Source organism: Micromonospora costi (assembly GCF_003626655.1).
GTDB classification, from domain to species: domain Bacteria; phylum Actinomycetota; class Actinomycetes; order Mycobacteriales; family Micromonosporaceae; genus Micromonospora; species Micromonospora costi.
Genome location: NZ_RBAN01000001.1, coordinates 761,391 through 776,918, shown reverse-complemented (window position 1 = coordinate 776,918; position 15,528 = coordinate 761,391). Strand labels below are relative to the sequence as shown.

Annotated in this window: 13 protein-coding genes; 4 read left to right on the top strand and 9 right to left on the bottom strand. The window is 74.2% G+C overall.

Features of this window, described 5'->3' with window-relative positions:
• Positions 1–15: 15 nt before the first annotated feature.
• Positions 16–1,584, bottom strand: a complete 1,569-nt coding sequence (locus tag D7193_RS03500) for a hypothetical protein (RefSeq protein WP_147434323.1) — start codon at positions 1,582–1,584, stop codon at positions 16–18.
• 129 nt (positions 1,585–1,713) lie between these two features.
• Positions 1,714–2,322 carry a TetR/AcrR family transcriptional regulator gene (locus D7193_RS03495; RefSeq protein WP_120777908.1) on the bottom strand — a complete coding sequence of 203 codons (609 nt, stop codon included), beginning with the start codon at positions 2,320–2,322 and terminating at the stop codon, positions 1,714–1,716.
• A gap of 65 nt (positions 2,323–2,387) precedes the next feature.
• On the opposite strand from D7193_RS03495, the gene D7193_RS03490 reads away from it, so the two are divergent.
• A complete protein-coding gene (locus tag D7193_RS03490) occupies positions 2,388–3,083 on the top strand; it encodes an NAD(P)-dependent oxidoreductase (RefSeq protein WP_120777907.1) in 696 nt (231 codons plus the stop codon).
• Between the two features lie 81 nt (positions 3,084–3,164).
• Positions 3,165–4,166, top strand: coding sequence for an NAD-dependent epimerase/dehydratase family protein (locus D7193_RS03485; protein WP_120777906.1), 1,002 nt, complete (start codon positions 3,165–3,167; stop codon positions 4,164–4,166).
• 133 nt (positions 4,167–4,299) lie between these two features.
• On the opposite strand, the gene D7193_RS03480 is transcribed toward D7193_RS03485, so the two are convergent.
• On the bottom strand, positions 4,300–5,211 hold the full coding sequence (locus D7193_RS03480; RefSeq protein WP_120777905.1) for an AraC family transcriptional regulator: 912 nt from the start codon (positions 5,209–5,211) through the stop codon (positions 4,300–4,302).
• An 83-nt stretch (positions 5,212–5,294) separates the two neighbouring features.
• Between D7193_RS03480 and D7193_RS03475 the strand changes: the two genes are divergently transcribed.
• A complete protein-coding gene (locus D7193_RS03475; protein WP_120777904.1) occupies positions 5,295–6,260 on the top strand; it encodes an SDR family NAD(P)-dependent oxidoreductase in 966 nt (321 codons plus the stop codon).
• A 72-nt stretch (positions 6,261–6,332) separates the two neighbouring features.
• Here the strand turns inward: D7193_RS03475 and D7193_RS03470 are convergent, their stop codons facing one another.
• Positions 6,333–7,307 (bottom strand): Acg family FMN-binding oxidoreductase, encoded by a 975-nt coding sequence (locus D7193_RS03470; RefSeq protein WP_120777903.1) that lies wholly within the window; start codon positions 7,305–7,307, stop codon positions 6,333–6,335.
• A gap of 266 nt (positions 7,308–7,573) precedes the next feature.
• Between D7193_RS03470 and D7193_RS03465 the strand changes: the two genes are divergently transcribed.
• Positions 7,574–8,212, top strand: a complete 639-nt coding sequence (locus D7193_RS03465) for a response regulator (protein WP_120777902.1) — start codon at positions 7,574–7,576, stop codon at positions 8,210–8,212.
• Between the two features lie 107 nt (positions 8,213–8,319).
• Here the strand turns inward: D7193_RS03465 and D7193_RS03460 are convergent, their stop codons facing one another.
• From D7193_RS03460 to D7193_RS03440, 5 genes are all read right to left on the bottom strand, one after another.
• On the bottom strand, positions 8,320–10,053 hold the full coding sequence (locus tag D7193_RS03460; protein WP_120777901.1) for a GAF domain-containing sensor histidine kinase: 1,734 nt from the start codon (positions 10,051–10,053) through the stop codon (positions 8,320–8,322).
• 37 nt (positions 10,054–10,090) lie between these two features.
• Positions 10,091–11,089 carry an Acg family FMN-binding oxidoreductase gene (locus D7193_RS03455; RefSeq protein WP_120779225.1) on the bottom strand — a complete coding sequence of 333 codons (999 nt, stop codon included), beginning with the start codon at positions 11,087–11,089 and terminating at the stop codon, positions 10,091–10,093.
• A 124-nt stretch (positions 11,090–11,213) separates the two neighbouring features.
• Positions 11,214–12,104 (bottom strand): universal stress protein, encoded by an 891-nt coding sequence (locus D7193_RS03450; RefSeq protein ID WP_120777900.1) that lies wholly within the window; start codon positions 12,102–12,104, stop codon positions 11,214–11,216.
• The gene (locus D7193_RS03445; RefSeq protein ID WP_120777899.1) at positions 12,101–14,503 is read right to left on the bottom strand and encodes a phosphoketolase family protein; all 2,403 of its coding nucleotides are present in this window, start codon (positions 14,501–14,503) and stop codon (positions 12,101–12,103) included. The genes D7193_RS03450 and D7193_RS03445 overlap by 4 nt, the downstream gene beginning before the upstream one ends.
• Positions 14,504–14,597: 94 nt before the next feature.
• Positions 14,598–15,458 (bottom strand): universal stress protein, encoded by an 861-nt coding sequence (locus D7193_RS03440; RefSeq protein ID WP_120777898.1) that lies wholly within the window; start codon positions 15,456–15,458, stop codon positions 14,598–14,600.
• Between the last annotated feature and the right edge of the window lie 70 nt (positions 15,459–15,528).

The following is a 15,528-nucleotide window of genomic DNA, read 5'->3' as shown; positions in this document are numbered from 1 at the left end:
ATCGTCCTTCTCCCCTCAGCACTTCGCGCCGCGGCACTCGGCGAAGTACCACTCGATGCGTCTGATGTCCGCCGCCTGGGCGGTGGTGTTGTCCACCATCAGGTCGTTCGAGGCCGGGTCGGAGACCGACCAGTCGAAGTCGTCCCAGTTCTCGATCTCCTCTTCGAACTCCCGGCAGTCCGCGGCGGTCCGGCCCAGGTTCGGGGCGTCCTCGGCGCAGTCCTCGGGCTCCTCATAGACGTTCGGGAAGACGTCCTGCTGGTAGTAGCCGCCGTCGCAGCAGTACTCGTCGGCGAGCCCGAACGGGCGGTGCCCCGACTCGTGGCGTACGACGGCGAAGTCGTTGTTCTCGCCCGAGAAGACGTTCGAGCCGCCCATGGCACAGTCCCGGAACGAGTCGACGTGCACCACCATGACGCTGTCGGCCCACCCGGAGTCGGGCACCACGTGGTCGCAGCCGTCCTCGGCCGGATCCGCCTGGCCGGTGCCCACCTGGAGCCAGAAGTTCAACGCGTCCTGATGTACGAGGAACCGGTCGTAGCTGTAGAACGAGTTGTAGATGATCTGCTGGACGTCCGCCTGGAACTGCGGGTCGCTGGCGCCGCTGTAGTCGTCGGCGTCGCCCACGAACACCCAGTCGACCCGGCTGTAGGTGCTGCCGGTGTAGAGCACCGGCACCTCGTCGCCGGCTCCGGACGTCACCGCCACCGACCGCCACCCCGTGAAGATGGGGACGCCGCCGTCGATGCCGCGGCACCCGTAGCTGAAGCTGCCGCCGCCGGAGACGGTGTGGTTGTACGTCAGGGTGAGCGAGTTGCTCGTGGCCACCTTCGGGCCGCCGCGCTCGTTGACCCAGATCTCCAGCGTGTCGGCGCGGGTCGGGGCGAGGGCGCCGTCGAGGAACTCCGCGGTGATGGTGACGGTGTCGCCGACCTTCGGGAAGAGCGGCGTGTGCATGCAGCGGATCCGGATGCCGGGCGCGGCCGGCGGTTCGGTGACCTCGACCCGCAGGCGGACGGAGGCCGACTCGTCCGGCGTGCCGGTGCTGGTGAACACGCCGCAGGCGCCGTTCAGGTCGCCGGTCACGGTGCAGGCGTTGAGGTCGAGCGTGAAGCTGAGCGACTGGTCGGTGTCGTCGTCGTTGTCGGTCGGGTCGTCCGGGTCGTCTCCGTCGGGGTCGAGGTCGGCGAGGTCGTCGTCGAAGCGCAGGAAGCCGTCCTCGTCGCGGATCTCCAGGTAGATGGGGACGGTGCCGCTGGACAGGGCGACCTGCTTGGAGAACTCCCAGTTCGGCTCGATGGTGTAGGTGTCCTCGAACGGGTCGCTCGCCGGGGTGTCCTCGTTGTTGAACGACTCGCCGGCGATCTCGACGTAGCTGTAGAAGTCGGGGTCCTCCCCGAAGTCGTGGCCCTCGACGCGTTCGACGGTCACGCGGACCGTCATGTTGAGATCGGCCGCTGCCGCCGGGCTGCTCAGCACGAGGACGGGCAGCATCGCGCTGACGAGAACCGGAACGATGGGTATCCCCGTGAGACGTCGTCGCCAGCCCCCACGGGACTCGGCGGTGTACACCGGTGTGCTCATGCGAACCTCATTCGCGCGGGCAGCCCGGAGGGGTGGGGACGGGCTGTCGGTGGTGGGAATTGCCTGGTCGGGACGCCCAGGCTGGTCGCAGCGTATGCGGTGGGTAATCGGTGTACGCCGTACAGTCAGCTAGTCGATAGATGGCCGGACGCCGGGTCGCCGCGCGGCCCGGGTGTGCAGGGCGGCGCGCAGGGCCGGCCCGAAGACGCGCCGCACCTCGGCCGAGGGCAGGGCGGCCACGGGGCGGACCGGGTTCAGGTAGCGGGTGAAGATCACGCCGCCGAGTACGCCGACGGCCGCCGTGGCCCGCTCGGTCGCGTCCGGACCGCCGAGAAATTCAGCGATGCGGACGACCAGCTCACTTTCCAGGTAGCCGCGCAGGGCGCGCATCGCGTCGTCGTCCTGCAACGCCATCCGGTTCTCGGTGGGCGCCGTGGCGTCCCACAGTGTCGTGACGGCGTTGAGGAGCCGGTCGGCGAGGCCGGCCGGATCGCCGCGCAGGGCCTGGTCGAGGGCGGCGGGGTCGACGCAGAACAGGTTCAGCGCCTGCCCGAATAGGCCGCGTTTGGAGCCGAAGTGGTAGGTGATGAGGGCCGAGTCGACGCCCGCCCGGCCGGCGATCGCGCGGACCGTCGTGCCCTGGTAGCCGTGTGCGAGGAAGAGTGCCCGGGCCGCTTCGACGAGGCGTGCCTTCGTGTCGGGGTTGCCGCGGGGACGACCCCGCGTCTTATTCAGCACAGTTGAATTCTGTGCTCCGTCCGCGGCACCGTCAACGTCACGAACCGCGAGAAGGAGTACAGGACATGCGTACCGTCGTCTTCGGCGCCACCGGCCCCACCGGCCGCCAGGTCACCGAGCAGGCCCTGGCCGCCGGCCACGAGGTCGTCGCCGTCACTCGGCGCCCCGGCGCCGTCGCGCCCCGCCCCGGCCTCACCGTGGTCACCGCCGACGCCCTCGACGCCGACGCCGTCGACCGGGCGGTGGCCGGCAGCGACGCCGTCCTGGCGAGCCTGGGCGTACCGCTCTCACCCCGGCCGATCACCGTCTATTCACGGGGCAACGCCACCATCGTCGCCGCGATGCATCGGCACGGTGTGAAACGGCTGGTCACGGTCAGCTCCAGCGTCCTGGATCCGAGGTGGCGTCCGACCGGCGAGTTCTTCTTCAACACCGTCATGGATCCGTTGGTGAACCGGAGGTTCGGTCGCACCGCGCACGAGGACATGCGCCGCATGGAGGCCGTCGTCCGGGACAGCGGTCTCGACTGGACGATCGCCCGGCCGTCCGGCCTCTTCGATCACCACAGCGTGACCCGTTACCGCGCCGCGGAGGACGTGGCCGACGGGCTGTTCACGGCCCGGTCCGACCTGGCGGCGAGCATGGTGGCCCAGTTGACCGACGACCGGTTCGTGCGCCGCGCGATGGCCGTGATCACCACCGACGTCCGGCCCCGCATCCTCGGCCTTCTCTGGCGCGAGGTGGTGGCGAAGAAGAAGTGACCCGAGAGTTCTGCCCTGGGCAGATCCGCTGACCGTGAACATCGACCGGTCCGGGGCGACCCGACCGGCACAGTGGAGCGCATGAGACTGCTGGTGCTGGGCGGTACGGGATTCGTCGGCGGAACCACGGTGGCCGAGGCGGTGCGCCGCGGCTGGTCGGTGACGGTGTTCAACAGGGGGCTGCACGGCGGCACCCCGGAGGGCGTACGCCGGCTGCGGGGTGACCGGACGGCGCCCGGCGGCCTCGACGCGCTGGCCGGCGGAGAGTGGGACCTCGTGGTCGACACCTGGGACGGCGCGCCGCGCGCGGCCCTCGACGCGGCGCGCGCGCTCGCCGACTCGGTGGGTCACTACGTCTACGTGTCCAGCGGGTCGGTGTACGCCGAACCGGTCGAGCCGGGCTCGGCCGAGGACGCGCCCGTCGTCGAGGCCGCCGCCGACGACGGGGACGGCGACTACCCGCGCAACAAGGCGGGCGCCGAGCGGGCCGTCCGCGCGGTGTTCGGCGAGCGGGCGCTGCTGGCCCGGGCCGGGCTGATCCTCGGGCCGGGCGAGGACATCGGCCGGCTGCCGTGGTGGCTCACGCGGATCGCCCGCGGCGGGGACGTGCTGGCACCCGGCCCGGCCGACCTGCCCGTGCAGTACGTCGACGTGCGCGACCTGGCGAGCTGGCTGCTCGACGCGGGCGGGCGGGGGCTCGGCGGCGCGTACAACGTGGTGAGCCGGACCGGCCACGCCACCATGGGCGGAGTGCTGGACGCGTGCGTGGCGGCGACCGGATCGACCGCCCGGCTGTGCTGGACGCCGCCGGAGCCGCTGCTCGCCGCCGGGGTGACGCCGTGGAACGACCTGCCGATCTGGATACCGCTCGGGCACGAGTACCGGTGGTTGCAGGAGCGCGACGTCGAGCGCGCGTACGCCGAGGGGCTGACCTGCCGGCCGGTGACCGGGACGGTCGAGGACACCTGGCGGTGGTTGCGGGACGTGGGCGGCGTGCCGCCGCGCGCGGGCCGCCCGGCGCGGGCCCCGGTCGGCCTGGACCCGGCCCGGGAGGCCGCCCTGCTCGCCGCCGCGGCGGCCTGACCCCTGCCGCGGTCGCGGGGGCGCCGTCCCTGCGGTGGCGGGTGGTGGGCCGACCGACGGGGGCGGCCCACCGCGCGGCCTCGCCCGGCCCGCGTCACCACCGGACGACGAACGCCGGCGGCCGGGCGCGGGATCAGCCGACGGCGTCGGCCCGGCCGCGGTAGGCACGCGGCGACAGGCCGGTGGTGCGCTTGAAAGCCACGCTGAGCGCGCTCTCCGAGCCGTAGCCGACCGCGCGGGCGACGCTGGCCAGGGTCTCGTCGCTGCGGCGGATCCGGTCGGCGGCCAGTTCGATCCGCCAGCCGGTGAGGTACTCCAACGGGCCCCGACCGACGACCTCCCGGAACCGCGCGGCCAGCGTGGAGCGGGAGACCGCGGCGACCCGGGCCAGCTCCGCGACGGTCCAGGGCTGGGCGGGGTGGGCGTGCATGGCCCGCAGCGCCGGGGCGACCACCGGGTCGGCCAGGCCGGCGAGCCACCCGGCGCCGCCGGTCCGGGCGAGATGCAGGCGCAGGATCCGGATGAGCATGACCATTGCGAGGTGCTCGGCGACCAGCGTGCCGCCGGGCGACGCGGCCCGCAGCTCGGTGTCGATCTCGCCGACCGCCCAGCGCACCGTCGCGGCCTCCGGGGTGGCGGCGGGCACGTGGACGACCGGCGGCAGGGCGTCGAGGAGCAGGGCCCGGGCGCGCCCGGTGAAGGTGAAGGCGCCGCCGATGAGGAACACGTCGTCGCCGTCGCCGGCGCGGGCCACGCCGTCGACGGCCTCCCAGAAGATCGGCGCGGCCGGCTCGGGCGGGGTGTCCGGGTCGCTGGCCAGGGTGAACGGCAGGGGACGGGTCAGCAGGTAACAGTCACCCTCGGCGAGGGGCACCGGCTCGGGCACGCCGTCGACCCGCAGCAGGCAGCTGCCCCGCCGTACGGCGTTGAACTTGACGCCGGTCGGCGGGTCGAAGCGGACCGCCCAGCGCCCCCCGGCCGCCAGCGCGGCGGACAGGCGGCTGGTCGCGCCGACCAGCGCGAGCACGTCCTCCAAGGGATCCACGCACCGTCCTCCTGGACGCTCGCTAAAGAGTTGTGGATCCTAGACTACAGCCAGTCCGGGACATCGTTCGTAGCGTGGTTGCCATGACCACCGAGACACCACGGCTGACCACCCCGTTCACCGCCCGCACCACCGCCGCCGAGATCCTCGACGGCGTCGACCTCACCGGCCGCCGGATGATCGTCACCGGCGGCGCGTCCGGCATCGGCACCGAGACCGTTCGCGCGCTGGCCCGGGCCGGGGCCGACGTCACCGTCGCCACCCGCGACCCGTCGAAGGCCGACGGCCTGGTGGCCGAGTTCGCCGGGCCGGGCCCCGGCGTCGTCCGGGCGGCCGCGCTCGACCTGGCCGACCTGGCCTCCGTCGACGCCTTCGTCACGGCCTGGCAGGGGCCGCTGCACGCGCTCGTCGCCAACGCCGGGATCATGGCGGTCCCGACTCGGCAGCTCACCCCGCAGGGCTGGGAACTTCAGCTCGGCACCAACTACCTCGGCCACTTCGCGCTCGTCCGGGGCCTGCACGACAACCTGCGCGCCGCCGGTTCGGCCCGCGTGGTGATCGTCAGCTCCGGGGCGCACCTGCGGGAGCCGTTCGACTTCGACGACCCGCAGTTCGCGCGGCAGCCGTACGAGCCGTGGTCGGCGTACGGCCGGTCGAAGAGCGCGGACATCCTGCTCGCCGTGGGCATCGCCCGGCGTTGGGCCGGCGACGGCATCACCGCCAACGCGCTCAACCCCGGCTACATCCACACCAACCTCCAGCGGCACATGACCGACGAGACCCTGCGCGCGTTCGGGGTGTTGGACGAGGCGGGCAACCGGATCGACCTGCCCTACTACAAGACGCCGGCCCAGGGCGCGGCGACGTCGGTGCTGCTGGCCGCGTCGCCGCTGGTCGAGGGGGTCACCGGACGGTACTTCTCGGACAACCAGGACCAGGAGGTGGCCGACGGCCCGGAGCCCACGGTCGGGGTGGCCGCGCACGCGGTGGACCCGGCCGCGGCGGACCGGCTCTGGGCGTACGCGGAGGAGGCGCTCGCGTCCCGCTGACAGGCGGCGGCGCGGGCCGGGGCCCCGCGGACCGGCGGGTCCCGCCGGTCGGCGGGACCCGCCCGCGCCGGCTCAGGAGCGCGGCACCGGCAGGTCGAGCACCTCGTCGACGGGCCGGCGCGGGGTGGGGCGGCCGGGCTGGCCGTACCCGAGGCGCAGCACCATCTGCGGGGTGCCGAACCGGCCCAGCGACAGGCGCAACTGGTCCCGCGCCGACGGCACCTCGATCGCCTGCGAGAGCATCGACGCGCTCAGGCCGGCGTCCGTGGCGGTGAGCAGCACCCGCTGCAGGGCCTGCCCCGCGACCACCTGGTCGACCGCCGTGTTGCCGGCCGAACCGAGCACCGCCACCAGCGGTTCCGGCTCGAAGTCGCGGCCGGGCGCCCGGTCCCGCCCACCGAAGCCGCGCGCGGGGAGCAGGTCGTGCGGCTCGTTCCGGGGCCCGCCCGCGGCGGCCGGCACCCCGTCGGGAGCGGGAGTGGAACGCACCCACTCGTCGCGTTCGGCCCGGCGGTTCGGGTCGCGTTCGAGCACCCGGTGGGCGCCACGGGCGATCTCGGCGAACGCGGCCACCGCCCCGACCCCGATCAGCAGCTCCAGCCAGCACTGCTCGGCGCGGGCCGCCTCGGCGAGCCGCCACCGGGCGTCGGCGGGCACCGGGTCCGGCCAGAACGGCGCGCGGTTGCTGAACCGGCGGGGGATGGCCGCGTACAGGGACTCCTCCGCCGGTGTGGGGCGGCGCGGCATGTCGGGCCGCAGCCGGGCCAGCAGGTCGGGCTCGGCCGGGTCGGGGCGCAGCCGCACCGAGGCCGGAGCGCCGGCCACGGCGAACGCGAGCCGCAGGTTGAACAGCGCGGCGCCGCACGCGATGCGGACGCCCCACCCGCTCGGATCGGTCATCGGCAGCCGGCGGGCCGGGTCGGCCAGCACCTCGACGGCGCCGTCGCGCAGCCGGAACCGCCACGGCTGCGTGTTGTGCAGGGAGGGCGCGCGGACGGCGGCGCTGGCGGCGGCGCGCAGCTGTGCGGCGCTGTAGCCGGTCTCCATGGCGGTGCTCCTTCGCAGCTCGTCGAGCTGTCGGGCCGGGTGCCCCGGTGGTACGCCGGCCCGGTGGTACCTCTCCACGGTGCCTTCCCGGTACCGGCGGCGCGCAGGGCCGGACGTCCCGACCAGCCGGGACCGACGGGCCCCGGGCGGGCCGGCGGCACCCACGCTCCGGCGGCGTGCGGCGTGTCCCACGCCGGCGGGCGGGCCGCCCCTGTCGGGACCTTCGGCCCGTGTGGGAGTCGGCCTACGGGGGGTAGAAAGTAGGGATGATCCGGGTGTTCCTGCTCGACGACCACGAGGTCGTCCGTCGTGGCCTTGCCGACCTGTTGACCAGCAGCGGCGACATCGAGGTGGTCGGTGAGTCCGGCTCCGCGCAGGAGGCGGCCCGGCGCATCCCCGCGCTGCGGCCGGACGTGGCGATCCTCGACGCCCGGCTGCCCGACGGCAACGGCATCGACGTGTGCCGGGACGTGCGCGCGGTGGACTCCGGCATCAAGGGGCTGATCCTCACCTCGTACGAGGACGACGAGGCGCTGTTCGCCGCGATCATGGCGGGCGCGTCCGGGTACGTGCTCAAGCAGATCCGCGGCACCGACCTGGTCGACGCGGTACGCCGGGTGGCTGCCGGCCAGTCGCTGCTCGATCCGGCGATCACCACCCGGGTGCTGGAGCGCATCCGCAGCGGGGTGGAGCAGCCGCGCGAACTCGCGTCCCTCACCGACCAGGAGCGGCGCATCCTGGAGTACGTGGCCGAGGGCCTCACCAACCGGGAGATCGCCGGGAAGATGTTCCTGGCCGAGAAGACGGTGAAGAACTACGTCTCCAGCGTGCTGGCCAAGCTCGGCCTCGAACGGCGTACGCAGGCCGCCGTCCTGGCGACCCGGCTGCTGAACCCCCGCCCCTGACCCGGGGGCGTCCTCCCCGCGATCTTGCACTTTCGGCCCCCGATACGCGGCCTACGCCCCTTATGTCGGGGCACGAACTGCAAGATCGCGGGGGATGGGGCCGCGGGTCAGGGGTTGAGCGGGGCTTGCCAGTGCAGCGTGGTGCCGTGCGGGTGGGCGGGGCTCAGCGCGAAGGCGCCGCCGTGCCGTTCGGCCCGTTCGCGCAGGTTGACCAGCCCGCCGCGGGCCGCAGCCGGATCGCAGCCCACGCCGTCGTCGGTGACGGTCACGGACACCTGACCCGCCTCGACGCGTACGGCGACCGACACGTGCTGCGCCTGCGCGTGGCGCACGGCGTTGGACAGCGCCTCCCGCAGCACGGCGGCCAGCTCGGGCCGCAGCGCGTCCGGGACGGCGCTGTCGACCGGCCCGGACAGTTCCAGGTGTGGCCGGAACCCCAGCGACTCGGCCGCCACGTCGACCGCCTCCCGGATCTCCGTACGCAGCGCCGCCGTCATCGGCGTACGCAGCTCGAAGATCGTGCGGCGGATGTCCTTGATCGTGGCGTCCAGGTCGTCGACCGCCGCGTTGATCCGCTTCGTCAGTTCCGGCCGGGCGCTCATCGGCGCGGCGCTCTGCAGTTGCAGGCCGGTGGCGAAGAGCCGCTGGATCACCACGTCGTGCAGGTCGCGGGCGATGCGCTCGCGGTCCTCCAGCACCACCAGCAGTTCCCGTTCCTCCTGGCCCCGGGCGCGTTCCATGGCCAGCGCGGCCTGCCCCGCGAAGCTGCTCAGCAGGGCGACGTCGTCGTCCGTGGTGGCGCCCTGCCGCTCGGCCGCGTACGCGATCACCAGCACGCCGTGCAGGATGTCCGCGGTGGCCAGCGGGGCGATCACCGCGGGCCCGGTGCGGAGCAGCGCCGGCCAGGGCGCGGCGTGGGCCAGGTCGGCCACCCGGTCGTGGCGGCCCTCGGCGGCCGCCGCGCCGAAGCTGGTCTCCGCGGCCGGTAGGACGGCGCCCACCAGCGCGCGGGCCGGCTCGCCGCCGCCGTCGACCACCTCGACGGTGAACACGTCGGCGTCCGGGTCGTGCAGCAGCACCAGGGCCACCTCCGCCTCGGCCACCTCCCGGGCCCGCCGGGCCACCAGCGACAGCGCGTCGGTGCGGCGGACCTCGCCGAGCAGCACCGAGGTGATCTCGGCGGTGGCGGCGAGCCAGCGTTCCCGGCGGTGCGCCAGCGCGTAGAGCCGGGCGTTCTCGATGGCCACACCGGCCGCCGCGGCCAGCGCGACCACGATCTCCTCGTCGTCCTCGGTGAACTCGGCGGCACCCTGCTTCTCCGCGAGGTAGAGGTTGCCGAACACCTGGTCACGGATGCGCACCGGCACGCCGAGGAAGCTGTGCATCGGCGGGTGGTTCGGCGGGAAGCCGTACGACCGGGGGTGTTCGGTGATGTCCGGCATGCGCAGCGGGCGCGGCTCGTCGATCAGTAGGCCGAGCACGCCCCGGCCGTGCGGCAGGTCACCGATCGCGGCCCGTACCTCGGGGGAGATGCCGTGCACGATGAAGTCGTGCAGCATCCGGTCGGGGCCGATCACCCCGAGGGCGCCGTACCGGGCGCCGACCAGGTCGCAGGCCGCCTGCACGATCCGTTGCAGGGTGCTGCGCAGGTCGAGGTCGGTGCCGATGCCGACCACGGCGTCGAGCAGGGCGCGCAGCCGCTCGCGGCTGGTGACCACCTCGCCGACCCGGTCCAGCATCTCCTGGAGCAGCTCGTCGAGGCGTACCCGGGACAGCGGGCTCAAGCCGAGCGACGGCGTCGACGGGGACTCGGGCCGGGGCTGCGGGACGTTCGCGACCATCCGGCGATGCTATCGCCGAATGGTCGCCGTGCGGCCATCAGCCGCGTACGGCCGAGCTGTCCACCACCTGCTCGACGGCGAGCCGCGGCGTGGGCGGCGGGCCGGCGTGCGCCGGGTCGGCGATGCCCAGGCGCATCACGAGGTACGGGTACCCGATCCCCGCGAGCAGCCCCCGCAGCGTCTGCCGGGTGCCCTCGACCTCCATCGCCCCGCTCAGCGGCACCAACGACACGCCGAGCCGGGTGGCGGTCAGCCAGGCGGCGGAGAGCGCCTCGCCGGCGCGCAGCCAGCTGTCCGGCTCGTCCTCGTCGCCGTGCAGCAGGGCGTACACGGCCGCCTTGTCGTGGCCCGGCCCGATCGGGAGGCTGCCGGGCCGGCCGAAGTCGCGCCCCGGCACGGTGGTCTGCGGCGCCTGCGCGGGCAGCACCTCCGGCGGCAGACCCGTGCCGTCGTCCGCCCGGCTGGTCCAGTACGCCAGCTCCTCGCTCAGCCGCGGGTCCTCGGCCTCGACCGCGCCGGCGTGCGCGGCGGCCGCGGCCAGCTCCAGCACCTGGTCGCCGTCGAGGATCTGCAGCCGGGCGCCCTCGGCGGCGACGGCGTGCGCGATCTCGCCGACGGCGCTGGTCGGCACCGGCTCCTCGCTCACCGGCCGGCGGTCGGTGTGCCGGACCTGCATGCACTGCACGAGCCGCATGGCGGCCGGGTCGGGCTCGGCGCGGCGCAGGCCGCCCAGCCGGGCCGCGAGTTCCGGGTCGCCGGGATCGGGCAGCCGCTCCACCACCGGCGTCCAGCCCTCGGCCGCGAGCGCCACCCGGGCGTGGTGCAGGGCGGCGCCGCAGCTGATGGCGAGCAGCCGCCCGTCCGGGTCGGTGGCCGCCAGCTGCCGGCTGCGGACCATCCGCAGCTCCAGGGCCTCGGGCAGCACCCGCCACTGCCACGGCTGGGTGTTGTGCACCGACGGGGCGTGACCCGCGGTCGCGGCGGCCTCCGCGAGCGCGGTGGTCAGCGGGCGGTCCGAGGGGGTCTGCTGGCTCATCGTCACGACCTTTCGTCAGCGCGCCACCCGGGAAGCCGCCGGGTGGCTTGCGGGTCCATCCTGCGCCATCCCGCCGGCGCCCGCACGGTACGCAGGGCCCGTCGGCGGGGGCCGTTGGACCCGGTCAGCGTTCCCGTACGACCGCGACCGGGCAGCGGGCGTGCTGGATGAGCTGCTGGCTGACCGACCCGAGCAGCATGCCGCGCAGGCCACCGCGGCCCCGGGTGCCCACCGCCACGAGCTGTGCCCCAGCGCTCGCCTCCACCAGCAGGGACGCGGGGCTGCCGGCCGCCACCTCGACGGTCACCGACAGCTCCGGGAAGGTGCGGCGCCAGGGAGCGAGGGACTCCTCGGCGGCGGCCCGCTCCGCCGCCGCTGTCTCGTCGGCGTCGTCCGTCGAAGAGTCGCCGCCCGGCCGCCACATTCCCGGCGGGGACCAGGCGCGCAGCAGCCGCAGCGGCACCCTCCGCTGCGCGGCCCGCTCGACGGCGAAGCCGAGCGCCACGAGTGACTGCTCGGAGCCGTCGACGCCGACCACCACCGGCCCGTCCGCGGGAGCGGCCGGCGCGGTCTCGGTGGGCGCGCGCACCACCACGACCGGGCAGTGCGCGTGGGCCGCGACGGAGACCGCCGTCGAGCCCGCGAGCAGCCCGCCGAACCCGCCGTGGCCGCGACTGCCGAGCACCAGCAGCGCGGCGTCGGCGGACCGCTCCTGGAGCACGAGCGGCGGTGGGCCGTCGAACACCTCGCCCGTGACGTCGAGGTCCGGGTGCGCCCGCGCGGTGTCCGCCGCCGCCTGCTGGACCAGGTGCTCGACCTCGCGCCGGGCGGTCTCGTCCGGCCAGACCCCCGGCGCCACGCCGGGGCCGAGCCAGCCGACGACGGTCACCCACTCGAAGACGTACGCGAGGCGCACCGGCCGGCCGCTGCGGGACGCCTCGTCCAGCGCCCACTCCAGGGCCACCTGCGCATCGGTCGACCCGTCGTAGCCGACCAGGATCTCCTCGCCCCTCACAGCCCGCTCCGCAGGCCCGGCTCGGTCTCGCGGATCCACCGCCACTCGGCCACCCGCGGGTCGTCCTCGCCGTGCTCGCGGGTGTAGTCGCGGCACGCCTGGCGGGTGTCGACCATCTGCTGGCGCAGGTGCGCGGCGCGGGCGGCCAGGCCCGGCACCCGGTCGATGACGTCGATGACCAGGTGGAAGCGGTCCAGGTCGTTGAGCATCACCATGTCGAACGGGGTCGTGGTGGTGCCCTCCTCCTTGTAGCCCCGCACGTGCAGGTTGTCGTGGTTGGTGCGGCGGTAGGTGAGCCGGTGGATGAGCCACGGGTAGCCGTGGTACGCGAAGATGACGGGCCGGTCCGCCGTGAAGATGGTGTCGAACTCCTTGTCGGACAGGCCGTGCGGGTGCTCGCTGGGCGGCTGGAGCCGCATGAGGTCGACCACGTTGACGAGCCGCACCTTCAGGTCCGGTAGGTGCCGGCGCAGCAGGTCCGCGGCGGCCAGGGCCTCCAGGGTGGGCACGTCGCCGCAGCAGGCGAGGACCACGTCCGGTTCGCTTCCCTCGTCGCTGCTGGCCCACTCCCAGATGCCCAGTCCGCGCCGCGTGTGCTGGATCGCCTCCGGCATCGTGAGCCAGTTCGGGGCGGGCTGTTTCCCGGCCACCACCACGTTGATGTAGTGCCGGCTGCGCAGGCAGTGGTCCATCGTGGAGAGCAGGGTGTTGGCGTCCGGCGGCAGGTAGACGCGGACGACCTCGGCCTTCTTGTTCACGACGTGGTCGATGAAGCCGGGGTCCTGGTGGGAGAAGCCGTTGTGGTCCTGCCGCCACACGTGGCTGGAGAGCAGGTAGTTCAGCGACGCGAGCGGCTGCCGCCAGGGGATGCCCCGGGTCACCTTCAGCCACTTCGCGTGCTGGTTCACCATCGAGTCGACGATGTGGATGAACGCCTCGTAGCTGGTGAAGACGCCATGCCGTCCGGTCAGCAGGTAGCCCTCCAGCCAGCCCTGGCACAGGTGCTCGGAGAGGACCTCCATGACCCGGCCGTCGGGGGAGAGGTGGTCGTCGCCGGGGACGGTGTCGGCCAGCCAGGCGCGGTCGGTGACCTCGAACGCGGCGCCGAGCCGGTTGGAGGCGATCTCGTCGGGCCCGAAGAGCCGGAACGTCTCCGGGTTGGCCGCGATCACGTCGCGGATCCACGGCCCGAGCGCGCCGGCGGCGCCGGCCATGGGCCGGCCCGGTTCCGGGACGTCGACGGCGTACTCGCGGAAGTCCGGCAGGGCGAGGTCGCGCAGCACGATCCCGCCGTTGGTCACCGGGTTGGCGCTCATCCGCCGGTCGCCCTTGGGCGGCATGGCGACCAGTTCGGCGACCGGGGCGCCCGTCGCGTCGAAGAGGTCCTCCGGGTGGTAGCTGCGCAGCCACTTCTCCAACTCGGCCAGGTGCGTCGGGTTGGACCGCACCTCGGCCAGCGGCACCTGGTGCGAGCGGTAGGTGTTCTCGACCGGCACCCCGTCCACCTCGCGCGGGCCCGTCCAGCCCTTCGGCGTACGCAGGATGATCATCGGCCACCGCGGGCGCTCGACGTCCCCGCCGGAGCGGGCGCGGCGCTGGATGGTGGCGATCTCGTCCAGTGCCCGGTCGAGCGTGGCGGCGAGCGTCTGGTGCACCCGGGCCGGGTCGTCGCCGGCCACGACGTACGGCTGGTAGCCGTAGCCGTGCAGGAGGTCGAGCAGGTCCTGCTCCGGGATCCGGGCGAGCACCGTCGGGCTGGCGATCTTGTAGCCGTTGAGGTGCAGGATGGGCAGGACCGCGCCGTCGCGGGCGGGGTTGAGGAAGACGTTGGACAGCCAGCTGCCGGCGAGCGGGCCGGTCTCTGCCTCGCCGTCGCCGATCACGCAGGCGACCAGCAGGTCCGGGTGGTCGAACGCGGCGCCGTAGGCGTGGCTGAGGGCGTACCCGAGTTCGCCGCCCTCGTGGATGGAACCCGGCACCTCGGCGGCGACGTGGCTGGGGATGCCGCCGGGGAAGGAGAACTGGCGGAACAGCCGGGCCATGCCGGCCTCGTCGCGCCCGACGCCGTGGTAGCGCTCGCTCCAGGTGCCCTCCAGCCAGGTGTTCGCCACGATGGCCGGGCCGCCGTGGCCCGGCCCGGTGACGAACATGGCGTTGAGGTCGCGGGACACGATGACCCGGTTGAGGTGGGCGTAGAGCAGGTTCAGGCCGGGGCTGGTGCCCCAGTGGCCGAGCAGCCGGGGCTTGATGTGCTCGGGGGTCAGCGGTTCCCGCAGGAGTGGATTGTCCAGCAGGTAGATCTGCCCGACCGTGAGGTAGTTTGCCGCGCGCCAGTAGGCGTCGAGCCGGCGCAGCTCGTCTTCGGTGAGGGGGCTGTGCACGTCTGCAGCGGTGTCCATGCTGACTGAGCCTCTCGCGGTTGGGGAACTTCCGCATCCGCACGGCGCGGATGCGTCCCGGCCGCTCCAGCCTGACCGGTCGGGCGGAAGCTGATCAGGGTCGTTGGTCCCGGGTCGGACGGGCGTTGCGTCCCTGCGGTGCGGTGCGGGTCATTCCGCGGACCACGACGACCGGGGCCGGCGCGTGGTAGAGCAGGGTTTGCGCCACGGCGCCGAGCATGCCGCGCCCCGGCTCGTCACCGCGCGCCGCGACCAGCGCCAGCTGCGCCGAGCGGGACTGCTCGACCAGCACCGACCCGGGGTCTCCCCGGATCGCGTGGCACTCGGTGGGCACGTCGGGGTGCCGGTCGGCGGCGCGGTGCACCACGTCGTCGAGCTGCCGGGCGATCTCGTCGGCGTCCTCGTCGGGTTCGACCACCCGGACGGCGAGCAGGCGCGACCCGCGGCGGGCCGCGCAGTCGTACGCCCATTCCAGGGCGGTGTTGGAGCTGGGCGAGCCGTCCACGCCGACCAGCACCGGGCCCTTTGGCGGCGGATCGCGGCGGACGACCAGGACCGGGCAGCTGGCCCGGGCGGCGAGCTGGACGGCGGGCGCGTCGGCCGGTACGCAGCCTTCGCAGGTGGCCATGCCGCCGTCGCCGACGGCCAGCATGAACGCCTGTTCGGAGCGGCGGAGCAGGACGGACACGGCGCTGCCCTCGACGATCTCGCCGGTGACCGTCAGCTCCGGCTCGACGTCCCGGGCGAGGTCGTTGGCCCGGGCGATCAGGTCCTCGGCCTGGTCGCGCGGCGCGGCCACGGTGTCCGCCTGGAACGCGGCGCTCCAGTCGAAGGCGTGCACCAGGTGCAGGGGCCGGTCGTGCGTGGCCGCCTCCCGCGCGGCGAGCTGGACCACCGGGAGGTTGCGGTCGGAACCGAGGCCCACCAGCACGGCGGGACCGGCGGCTGCGGTCATCCGACATCACCTCCCGGGCGTCGCGCCCGGCACGACCACGCTCCCTCGACCGAGGGTAGTCGCGCGACCG